Raw genomic sequence first — 11,770 nt, forward strand, 5'->3', positions numbered from 1 at the left:
CGGAAGCCGTCTTCGGACAGATGAAATACAACATGCAGTACAAGCGCTTCCGTCACTTCGGCAAGGGCAAGGTCACCATGGACTTTGCCTTCTTCGCCATAGCCTTTGACATCAAGAAAATGGCTGCCGTGATGAGAAAACAGGCACAGAACGGTCTCTCAAAGGCTGTTTTTATACCGATATACCGACTATATAACGCAAAATGCGGCTTCGTGGGTGCTTGTGACAGATTTCACATCAAAAAAGTAGCGTAGAAGGAATCTTTCCACGCCGTGCCTGTAAAAAAACAAATAAGAGGATGTGCCTATTTTGACACACCCTCTTTAGTATATGCGTCGTAGGAAGAAGGTAGGAAGAAGGTAGGAAGAGGGTAGGTAGAAGGAAGGTAGAGGGTAGGTAGAGGGAAGATAGAGGGAAGCTATATGGAACATCGAAGGTACATCCAAGATAGGGAGAGCAAGTTGACTAAAAAGTATCGAAACCAAATAAAAATTGTGTATGAGAAAAAGAGTTTTGTCCGTATATTTGCAATACCTTTTTCTAAAATCATAAAAAATGAAAAAAAGAATAGTTTTATCGGTGGCGCTGATGCTGTCGTTATCGGCTTTTGCCGATGTGCTAAACATCTCTACGCCAAGGACAACGCTTCTTCTTCAGGCCGACAAGTCGGACGAACTGAAGGTTATTTACTACGGCACAAAACTCTCCGATGCCGATGCCAAGACCGTTGAGCAGACAGCGAAGGATAAGTTTGCCGCATATCCCGTTTATGGCATGAACGGAGCCGACGAGGCCGCTCTTTCTGTGCTTCATGCCGACGGAAACATGAGTCTTCAGATGGTTGTGCAAGACACCGAGACAAAGAAAGACGGCGATGCCCGAATTACAGTCGTCAAGATGAAAGACCGCGTTTATCCGTTCTTCGTGAACGTGTTTTACAAGGCTTACGATAATGTTGATATGATTGAGACTTGGACTGAAATCTCGCATCAGGAAAAGAAGAACGTCGATTTGCAGAAGTTCCTATCGGGCTCGCTGCCTATCCGTCGCGGCGATGTGTGGATTTCGTCGCTCTACGGCTCGTGGGCAAACGAGGCGCGCCTCTGTCAGGAGCCCCTCACGCCCGGAGTAAAGATGATAAAGAACAAAGATGCCGTGCGAAACGCTCATCTGGCTCATGCCGAGGTGATGTTCTCGCTCGACGGAAAGCCGAACGAAACCCGTGGAAGGGTAATCGGCGCGGCTCTGTGCTATCCCGGCGCATACAAACTGTATGTCGATACCGGCGACGGCGAGTATCACCGCTTCTTTGCCGGAATAAACGAGGAGAATTCGACCTACCATCTGAAGAAGGGCGAGGTCTTCACAACTCCAGCCTTGGCCCTTACTTATTCTGAAGAAGGATTGAGCGGCGCCAGCCGAAACTTCCACAAGTGGGGCAGAAAGTACAGGCTGGCTCACGGTGACAAGGAACGCCGCATCTTGCTTAACAGTTGGGAGGGCGTCTACTTCAACATAAACGAGGAGGGCATGGATCAGATGATGGGCGACATTGCCGGAATGGGCGGCGAACTCTTTGTTATGGACGATGGCTGGTTTGGCGACAAATATCCGCGCAACGTAGACAACTCGAGCCTTGGCGACTGGGTTGTAGACAAGCGCAAGCTTCCAAACGGCATCGGAAATCTGGTTAAGTGTGCCGACAAAAACGGCATCTCGTTCGGCATCTGGATTGAGCCTGAGATGACCAACAACAAGAGCGAACTCTACGAGAAGCACCCCGACTGGATTGTAAAGGCTCCGGGACGCGAGGCTACCTGCGGACGAGGCGGAACGCAACTCGTTCTGGATATGTCGAACCCTGTGGTTCAGGACTTTGTATTCAAGGTCGTTGATGATTTAATGACCGAGAATCCGCGCATCAGTTACATAAAGTGGGATGCTAACATGAGCATCGTAAACCACGGCTCAAACTATCTTAGCAAAGACAATCAGAGTCATTTGTTCATAGAGTATATCCGCGGTTTGGAGAAGACTTGCCAAAGAATCCGCGCCAAGTATCCCGACCTCACCATTCAGAACTGTTCGAGCGGCGGAGGACGAGTAAACTGGGGCTTGATGCCTTATTTCGATGAGTTCTGGGTGAGCGACAACACCGACGCTCTTCAGCGAATCTTCATGCAATGGGGCACATCGTACTTCTTCCCGTCGATAGCTATGGGACAGCACATCGGAAACTCGCCGTCGCATCAGACATTCCGAACCATTCCGCTGAAATACAGAATTGACGTGGCTATGACCGGTCGCCTCGGCATGGAACTTCAGCCAAAGAATCTTAGCGACGAGGAGAAGAAACTCTGCCGTAATGCCATTGCCGAGTACAAAACGATACGCCCGGTTGTTCAGTTTGGCGATTTGTACCGCCTTGTCTCGCCTTACGACAACAAGAACGTGGCTTCGCTGATGTATGTAACCGAGCAGAAAGACAAGGCCGTATTCTTCTGGTACAAACTCGTGCACATGATGAACGAGCATCTGCCGCGCGTGCAGATGGCAGGTCTCGACCCTTCGCGAATGTATAAGGTTCACGAACTTAACAGAATAGACAACGAGCCTCTGGCGTTCGAGGGAAAATCGTTCAGCGGAGCATATCTGATGAGCAACGGACTTGAGATTCCGTACAAGCATAATGTTGACTATCACAAGAATACAAGTTGGTCGAGCCGTGTTCTCGTGCTCGAAGCAGAATAGACATTTTTTTGATTAAAACGAAGTTGCGCACGGTCGGGCATATTCAGTCTCCGGCGTGTGCAACTTTCGTCTGCAAAACCTTTATACAAATAAATGAGACTAAGATTTTTATTGATAATAGCACTTTTGGCTAACGTCGGATTGATGCAGGCGCAGAAAACTCCGCGCGAGACCATCCGTCTTGACAAAGGCTGGAAGTTTGCCTTCGGAAACGCTGCCGACCCAAAGAAGGATTTTGGCTGTGGAACAGAATATTTCAACTACCTTACAAAGGCGAATTCTATTCACAATCAAGGACCTTATATCCTGAAGTTCGACGATTCTGCGTGGCAAGACGTGCAGATTCCGCACGACTGGGTTGCGGCGTTGCCATACGCTTCGGAGGCAAGCCATTCGCACGGCTACAAGACCGTTGGCTGGAAGTATCCCGAAACGAGCGTGGGTTGGTACAGAAAGACGGTCAAAATCGACAACAGCGATTTTGGTAAGCGTATCGTGCTCCGTTTCGATGGCATTTTCCGCAATTCGCAAGTGTGGTTCAACGGATTTTATATGGGCACAGAGCCGAGCGGATATGCCACTCAGGTTTACGACATAACACCGTACGTTAATTATGGTGGCAACAATCTCATCTGCGTCCGTGCCGATGCCTCGCTCGAGGAAGGTTGGTTTTACGAGGGCGCAGGAATCTATCGCGATGTATGGCTCGACAAGTCTGCCGAGGTCAGCGTTGCGCCTTTCGGAACATTCGTCTATGCAACTCTTCAGCAGCCTTATTCCGAGGCGGCTTTGACGGTAGAGACTGAAATCTTCAATGGCGGTTTGAAGGCTGCCCGATGTGAGGTGCGCCAGTGTCTGCTCGATGCTGATGGCAACGAGGTGGCAAAAAGCGAACCGTCGTCGCTCAGTCTTAAAGCGAAGCAGACATCAGCCTGCAAACAGAGCCTTTCGGTTAGCAAGCCGCATCTGTGGAGCACCGCCGACCCTTATCTCTACAAGGTCGAAACAACCATTCTGCAAGATGGCAAGGTGGTTGATGAATATCTTACTACGACAGGTATTCGCCACATCGCCTTCGATGCCGAAAAAGGCTTTCTCCTTAACGGCAGACAACTTAAATTGAAGGGCGTGAACATGCATCAAGACCATGCCGGCGTTGGCTCGGCAATTCCTGATGCCTTGCAGGCATGGCGCATAAAGCAACTGAAGAAATTCGGCTGCAACGCTTATCGTGCATCGCACAACCCAATGACTCCGTCTGTGCTCGATGTGTGCGACCGCGAGGGCATTCTCGTCATCGACGAAAACCGACTTATGGGCATTAACGAAGAGCATCTCCGTCTGCTTGAACGCATGATAAAGCGCGACCGCAACCATCCGTCTGTCATCCTCTGGAGCGACGGAAACGAGGAGTGGGGCTTGGAGAACAACATTCAGGGCACTCGTCTTGCCGAGGCCATGCGCGAGTACACACGGCTTTTCGACCCAACACGACCAAGCACCGTGGCAAATGCCGGCGGAACGGAGCTGATAAAGGGACTTGATGTTGTTGGATTCAACTACATAGCGCAGAACGATGTTGATAACCGCAAGAAGGCGAATCCGTCGTGGCGTATTGTCGGAACGGAAGAGACGACTGGCTGCGGAACTCGCGGTTGTTATTTCGAGTCCGAAGAGTTTCCGGGCAGAATGGTCAGCTGCAACCGTTCGGGACGTACATACGAGGTTGAAAACGTGATAGAACGCGGATGGAAGTTCTACGACGAACGTCCGTGGGGCGCGGGACTGTTCTACTGGACTGGCTTCGACTATCGCGGAGAGCCTAATCCCCTCTCTTATCCTGCAACCGACTCGGAATTCGGCATTCTCGACTACTGCGGATTTTGGAAAGATGAGGCTTGGTATCTGAAATCGTGGTGGACCGACGAGCCTACGCTTCACATCTTTCCGCATTGGAATCTGCAAGGCCACGAAGGCGAAGAAATCGACCTTTGGGCTTACAGCAACTGCGACGAGGTTGAACTCACCGTAAATGGCAAGAAGCTTGGCAGACAGAAGATGCCTAAAAACGGTCATCTGAAATGGAAAGCCGTCTATCAGCCCGGTCGCGTTGTGGCTGTTGGCTACAAGAACGGCAAGCGCATCATGACCGAAACCGTAGAGACCACAAAGCCAGCAACGAAGATTGTACTGAAGTCCGACCGTCAGACGATTACGGCAGATGGCAGAGACTTGGCTGTTATCACCGTCGAGGTGCAGGATGCCAAAGGCAGAATTGTGCCCGATGCCTGTCCGATGCTGAATTTCAGTCTTAGCGGCGATGCGCGCATCTTGGGTGTCGGCAATGGCGACCCGATGTATCTCGGAGCCGACCATCCGAAGGAGAAGGACTGCAAATCGTTCAGCATTCCAGCATTCAACGGCTTGGCTCAGATTCTGGTGCAGGGTGCGGAAACGCCTTCTGCCATCATCCTCGGTTGCAGTTCCGACGGACTAAAGCCGGCAAACATCATCGTAAATTCAAAATAAACAAAAATATCATGAAAATCATCAGAAAAATAGCCTTGGTGGGCACATTCATCGCCCTTGCGGCAATGCCTGCAATGGCGCAGAAGTGGGAAAAACTGGCTGACAAACCGCAGATGGGATGGAGCACTTGGAACAAGTTTCAGGGCAACATCTCCGAAGAAATTATAAAAGGTATTGCCGATGTTATGGCTGAGAGCGGCTTGCGCGATGCAGGCTACACCTACATCAACATCGACGACTGCTGGCACGGACAGCGCGACGAAAACGGTTTCATTCAGGCCGATGCCAAGAAGTTTCCGAACGGAATGAAGGCGGTGGCCGATTATGTTCATTCAAAGGGCTTGAAACTCGGAATCTACAGCGATGCCGGAACAAACACTTGCGCCAATATGCCCGGCTCGCTCGGACATGAGTATCAGGATGCCATACAGTATGCCCGTTGGGGCGTTGACTATCTGAAGTACGACTGGTGCAACACCGAGAACGTAAACCCTCGCGGAGCATATCAGCTTATAAGCGATGCGCTCAGGGCTGCCGGCCGCCCAATCTTCCTGAGCATGTGCGAGTGGGGAAACAGCCGTCCTTGGCGATGGGCGCGCGAAATCGGTCATTCGTGGCGCACAACTCCCGACATTTGGTGTAATTTCGACTCTCTGCGCGTTTTTCCGGGATACACCCAGTTTGGCGTTATGCAATGTATTCAGTATAACGACACGCTGCGCCAGTATGCCGGCAAGGGCTACTGGAACGACCCCGACATGCTTGAGGTTGGAAATGGCATGACCGAGAACGAAGACCGCGCGCACTTTACCATGTGGTGCATGATGGCAAGTCCGCTTATCCTGGGCAACGACCTGCGCTCTATGAGCGAGGCAACGCGCAACATCATTCTTAACAAGGATATGATTGCCGTTGACCAAGACACGCTCGGCGTTCAGGGATTGCACTATTGCGACCGCGACGGGCTGCAATTCTGGCTCAAACCGTTGGCTGGCGGCGACTGGGCTTTCACTATTCTCAACCCAACGCGCAGCGACATCTCGTATCAGCTAAACTGGCAGGATTTCAATCTTACGGATAAAGAGGTGAGCAAACTAAGCACCGATTTCAGCACGAAAGTCTATAAGGTATATAACCTCTGGACTCACAAGGCCGAGGGCAAGACATCGCTCAAAAACAAGGCCGACCGCAAACTCGTGGTCAAGAGCCGCGATGTAATTTCGTATAGGCTCATAGCCGGAAAATAAGAAACTACTACAATTATATAGAATCCGATTTTTATTTCGGAAAACAGTCGGGCGGCTTTCCTGCATTACGGATTGCTGCCCGATTTTTTCTTTTCGATATTCAGTTTGTTTTGCTCGGAATAATTACTGTAACGTAGTGAAAGTTAATTCACAGGCAAAAGTATGCAATAAGTATAGCTCCCAAAACGTAGCTTGACGCATTGGCTATAAGCGTAGCCTTAAATGTTGATTTAAAGCTGTATCTGGTTCTTAATATTAAGTGATTTATTAGCATCTCTATGAGAACAGATAATATCATGGCTACGACATAATAAATCAGCAAACCTGTCAATTCCGTGGTGTTGTGAACGTTTACCTCATGCGAACTGACCCAAGGAAACCACACAACCAGCCACCATCCTCCATTGAGTAATAATGAAGCCATTATTCCGATGATTCCGCTTATAATATTGGATGTTGTGGCAGCAATAGAGATTCTTTTTTCAAACTTCTTTCTCGACAGAAAGAAACTCATGATAAAAGCCTCCATTGTTATAACAAAAGCCATAAACAGCCAGCCTTCAGGCAAAAAAGCAAAAAGACCAAAAGAAACATTCAGAAATAACATATTCGTACAAATAAGTTTGATGAAGTAGAGTATAAAAATATGCAACTGACCGTTTTGTCAATTACGATTACAAAAATCGTCATAATATTTAATTTGTGAATATTTCGAAGTGTGAATATATTATGGAAAAACGAATATCTTTTCGGAAAAAGAATGATTGGCAGTCGGATGAAAGTGCGTGATATACTTCACACCATCGAAGAAGAAAAAAGCGATTTCCAAGACGGAAATCGCTTTTGCTTCTGCGCTATTGGTAGTTCTTACTGATACAAATAGCGTTTTATGTTTCGTTTTGGAGTCTTTTCGAACTCCTCTTTTCTTATCTCTATTGATGAAATCTGGCAATATGCCGGCAGTTCTGCGTTCAGCAGAGTCTTGTTCTCCTGCATGATGTCGGCAATATCCTTGTCGCTCAAGCCCTTCTTGCGAGCCTCCTCGTAGTCTGGGTAGATGAGTGCGCAAAGCTTCTCGCCGCGCTGAACAACAACGCACTCGTTTACATAAAGTTGTCCGCTCAGTTTGTCCTCAATCTCCTCTGGGTAGATGTTCTGTCCCGAAGAGCCGAGAAGCATGTTCTTTGAGCGTCCCTTGATGAATACGTTGCCCTCCTTGTCCATGATTCCGAGGTCGCCGGTGTGATACCAGCCGTCAATGATGGTTTCTTTCGTTGCCTCATCGTTCTTGTAGTAGCCAAGCATCACGTTAGGACCCTTTGCCAAGATTTCGCCAACGGTTGTCTCCGGGTTAGGACTGTCAATCTTAACCTGCATGTGCAGGGCAGCCTTTCCGCATGAGCCCTTCTTAAAGGTCTTGTAATCCTCGTAGCAGATGATAGGGGCACACTCGGTTGCTCCGTATCCAACGGTATAAGGGAACTTAATCTGGTGCATAAATTCCTCAACCTCCTGACTGAAGGCTGCTCCGCCTATAATCACCTCGTAGAACTCGCCTCCGAAGGCCGCGATAACCTTCTGGCAAATCTTCTCGCGAATCTTGTCGCTCACGATTGGAAGTTTAAGCAGAAGACGCATCAGCGTAGTGTCGAGTTCTGGCAGAACATACTTTCTGATAATCTTCTCGATTACGAGAGGCACAGCGATGACGATGAACGGCTTGATTTCCTGAAATGCCTGAAAGATGATTTTCGGGCTTGGAATACGGGTGAGATAGTAGATGTGCGCACCTTGCGTAAACTCGTAGATGAACTCGAATGCCATACCGTACATGTGCGCCATCGGAAGGATAGAGATAACCTTCTTGCCCGGTCCGCCCATAGGAATAACCTTGCAGGCGAAATCCATGTTAGACCACATTGCACGGTAAGGAACCATCACACCCTTTGAGCGTCCGGTAGAGCCCGAGGTATAGTTGATGAGAGCCAGTTCGTCTGGCTGGTCAACATGATACTGAATGTGGTTTTTGCGGAAGTTGCAAGGGAATTTCTTTCCGAACATCTCGTTCAGATGCTCGCGCGCATAGGTTAGTTTTTCCGAACGCGACAGAGCCAGCGAGTAGTCGGGAATGTTTACCACGCCCTCGATGTTAGGCATCATGTCGGCATTGAGGGTAGGCCACACGACATCGCCTGCAAACAGCAGTTTTGCGTCAGAATGGTTCACGATGTTGTGAACCTGTTCGGCCTTGAATTCGTGAAGAATAGGAACGGCAACCGCACCATAGGTTAGGGTTGCAAGAAAGGCAACTGCCCAGTTGGCGCAGTTTCGGCCGCACAGGGCAATCTTGTCACCCTTCTGCACGCCGCTATTCTCAAAAAGGATATGCAGTTTCTCAATTTTTCGAGCTATATCCTTGTATTGCAGAGTCACACCCTGATAGTCGGTTAGCGCGTCGCGGTCCCAGTTGTCAATGATGCTCTTCTGTATAAATGAAATATAACTAGGTATATTATCCATTGCACAAACTTAAATTATTTGTGCAAAAATAAGAGATTTATTTTACAAACCAAAGAAAAATTCACAAAAACTGCTTTTTTGTGCAATCTAATAGACTCTTGCCCCGAAAATCCTTGTTCCTACGCGAATCATGGTAGAGCCTTCCTGCATTGCAATTTTGTAGTCGTGGCTCATTCCCATCGAGATTTCCTTGAAGTCCTGATTGCCGGCAAAGATTGTCTGCTTGCACTTGTCGAAGAAGGCTTTTATCTGCTTGAATTCGCCTCTTATCTGTTCTTCGTTGTCAACGTTCGAAGCCATACCCATCACTCCGGCAATGGTAACGTTCTTCAGTTCGTCGAGGATTCCGCTGCCAAGGAACTCGAAAGCCTCGTCGGGCGTAAAGCCGAACTTTGTCTCTTCCTGTGCAACGTGAAGTTGGATGAGCACCTTTATGTTACGGTTGCATTTAGCCGCCTGCTTGTTAATTTCGCGGAAGAGCTTTTCGCTGTCTACCGCGTGTATTAGCGAGATGTACGGAGCGATGTACTTAACCTTGTTTGTCTGAAGATGACCGATGAAGTGCCATTCTATGTCCGACGGCAGCACCTTTACCTTCTGTTCAATTTCCTGAACGTGGCTCTCGCCAAACACTCGCTGTCCGGCATCGTATGCCTCTTGTATTGACTGGGCTGGGTGATATTTAGAGATGGCTACCAATTGGCAGCCATCCACTAATTCGTTGTTTATCTCGTTGAGATTCTTCTGTATTTCTGTCATTTTTATTCTTTTTTTGTCAGGTCGGCAGCACCTTCAAACTCAGGTTTGTCGTTAGGTTCTGCTGAGTATGGGAACACGTCGATGATAGGAGTTTCAGCAATAGATGAAATCTCGTAGTCAGCCATTGTACCCTTCATTCCTTCGTCAAGTTTCTTTGTTGCATCGCGAAGGTCGGCAGCCTGAACCAGCACGTTAGTCGAAGTCTTTTTCTCTTTGCCGCTCTTCTCGTCGAGAGTGATGAATGTAAGTTTTGCCTTGAACCACTTGTCGGCAGCCTCCTCGAAACTTTCGAACAGTTCGCTGTACTGTGCACGTTTAATGTCGCTTACAAGGAATTCTCCGCTCATGAATGGAGTCATCTCCTCGATAATCCTCGCCTCTGCTTCAGTAAAGCTGAGTGCATCTACCAAGTAAGGTTCAGTAACCTTTTTCTGCACTCCGTTCTCCATTGTCTTTTCGTAGCGTACCTTACACTCGAACCAGTTATGCATCATAATTTTTGAATGTTTTTTATTGTTATTTCGCGCAAAGATACAACAAAAAATTGATAAGCGATAAAAAATACGGGATAAATGAGGCGCGCTTTCCGTGGCTCGGATTTTTCGGTCGCGACAGCCCCGAAAAGCCCGATTCTGTCTCTGAAAAATTTAAAAATATAAGTGTTTTATTCATTTTGGCGAAAGATGAACCATTTTTTTATTTTCTTGCTTTTATTTTAGAATAAAATCTTATATTTGCACCTCGATTAAATTTAATGTATAAAAATGCCGAAAATTTCAATTCGAGGCACTGAGATGCCTCAATCGCCTATCCGAAAGTTAGCACCTTTGGCCGCTGCGGCTAAAGAGAGAGGTGTGCATGTATATCACCTTAACATCGGTCAGCCCGACCTGCCAACACCACGAGCGGCGATTGAAGCAATAAAGAACATCGACCGCACGATTCTTGAATATAGTCCTTCGCAGGGCTATCTGAGTTATCGTAAGAAACTGGTAAACTATTACAAAAAGTACAATATAAACGTTACTCCCGACGATATAATCATCACTTCGGGAGGTTCAGAGGCGGTGCTTTTCGCATTCCTTTCGTGCCTTAATCCGGGCGACGAGATTATCGTGCCAGAGCCTGCATACGCCAACTACATGGCATTCGCAATCTCTGCCGGAGCGGTAATCCGTACCATTGCAACGACTATCGACGAGGGTTTCTGCCTTCCAAAGGTCGATAAGTTCGAGGAACTGATAAACGAGCGAACCCGAGCGATTCTAATATGCAACCCGAATAATCCGACGGGATATCTTTACACTCGCCGAGAGATGAACCAGATTCGCGACCTTGTAAAGAAGTACGATTTGTATCTCTTCTCCGACGAGGTTTACCGCGAGTTCATCTATACCGGTTCGCCTTACATCTCGGCTTGCCATCTCGAAGGCATCGAGGATAATGTAGTTCTTATCGACTCTGTTTCAAAGAGATATAGCGAGTGCGGAATCCGTATCGGTGCGCTCATAACAAAGAATGAAGAGGTTCGAAAGGCTGTGATGAAATTCTGTCAGGCTCGCCTGAGTCCGCCACTCATCGGACAGATTGCTGCCGAGGCTTCGCTCGACGAACCAGAGGAATACAGCCGCGAGACATACGACGAATATGTTGAACGACGCAAATGCCTGATTGACGGTCTGAACCGCATTCCGGGCGTGTATTCGCCAATACCGATGGGAGCGTTCTATACCGTTGCAAAACTTCCGGTAGACGACAGCGAGAAGTTCTGTGCTTGGTGCTTGGAAGAGTTCAACTACGAGGGTGAGACGGTGATGATGGCTCCGGCATCAGGCTTCTACACAACGCCGGGCTCTGGCAAGAACGAAGTCCGCATCGCCTATGTGCTGAAGAAAGAGGATTTAACAAGAGCTCTCGTTGTGTTGCAGAAGGCGCTCGAGGTTTATCCGGGAAGGGTTGAGTAA

General features: G+C 48.3%; 9 protein-coding genes. 6 read left to right on the forward strand and 3 right to left on the reverse strand.

What is annotated here, in order from left to right:
* The 5 genes from T538_RS18735 to T538_RS18305 form a co-directional block, all read left to right on the forward strand.
* Positions 1–254, forward strand: a 254-nt coding sequence (locus tag T538_RS18735) for a transposase (protein ID WP_034538747.1), incomplete at its 5' end; no start/stop codon positions are given.
* A 334-nt stretch (positions 255–588) separates the two neighbouring features.
* Positions 589–2,751 carry an alpha-galactosidase gene (locus tag T538_RS0101595; protein ID WP_369794960.1) on the forward strand — a complete coding sequence of 721 codons (2,163 nt, stop codon included), beginning with the start codon at positions 589–591 and terminating at the stop codon, positions 2,749–2,751.
* 93 nt (positions 2,752–2,844) lie between these two features.
* Positions 2,845–5,280: a beta-galactosidase GalA gene (gene galA, locus T538_RS0101600; RefSeq protein ID WP_081834818.1), complete on the forward strand. Its 2,436-nt coding sequence runs from the start codon at positions 2,845–2,847 to the stop codon at positions 5,278–5,280.
* An 11-nt stretch (positions 5,281–5,291) separates the two neighbouring features.
* Positions 5,292–6,527, forward strand: a complete 1,236-nt coding sequence (locus tag T538_RS0101605) for a glycoside hydrolase family 27 protein (RefSeq protein WP_031531743.1) — start codon at positions 5,292–5,294, stop codon at positions 6,525–6,527.
* A gap of 431 nt (positions 6,528–6,958) precedes the next feature.
* The gene (locus T538_RS18305; protein WP_155992945.1) at positions 6,959–7,162 is read left to right on the forward strand and encodes a hypothetical protein; all 204 of its coding nucleotides are present in this window, start codon (positions 6,959–6,961) and stop codon (positions 7,160–7,162) included.
* A gap of 232 nt (positions 7,163–7,394) precedes the next feature.
* Here T538_RS18305 and T538_RS0101615 read toward each other — a convergent pair whose 3' ends face one another.
* The 3 genes from T538_RS0101615 to T538_RS0101625 form a co-directional block, all read right to left on the reverse strand.
* Positions 7,395–9,047 carry an AMP-binding protein gene (locus tag T538_RS0101615; protein WP_031531745.1) on the reverse strand — a complete coding sequence of 551 codons (1,653 nt, stop codon included), beginning with the start codon at positions 9,045–9,047 and terminating at the stop codon, positions 7,395–7,397.
* Positions 9,048–9,134: 87 nt separating this feature from the next.
* Positions 9,135–9,806, reverse strand: coding sequence for a YggS family pyridoxal phosphate-dependent enzyme (locus tag T538_RS0101620; RefSeq protein ID WP_031531746.1), 672 nt, complete (start codon positions 9,804–9,806; stop codon positions 9,135–9,137).
* Positions 9,807–9,808: 2 nt separating this feature from the next.
* Entirely contained in the window at positions 9,809–10,300 is a 492-nt protein-coding gene (locus T538_RS0101625; RefSeq protein ID WP_034538748.1) for a DUF4494 domain-containing protein, read from the reverse strand.
* 270 nt (positions 10,301–10,570) lie between these two features.
* Here T538_RS0101625 and T538_RS0101635 point away from each other — a divergent pair, with 270 nt between their 5' ends.
* Positions 10,571–11,770, forward strand: coding sequence for a pyridoxal phosphate-dependent aminotransferase (locus tag T538_RS0101635; protein ID WP_031531750.1), 1,200 nt, complete (start codon positions 10,571–10,573; stop codon positions 11,768–11,770).

The sequence above is a fragment of the Bacteroides sp. Ga6A2 genome, assembly GCF_000702225.1.
Taxonomy (GTDB): domain Bacteria; phylum Bacteroidota; class Bacteroidia; order Bacteroidales; family Bacteroidaceae; genus Ga6A1.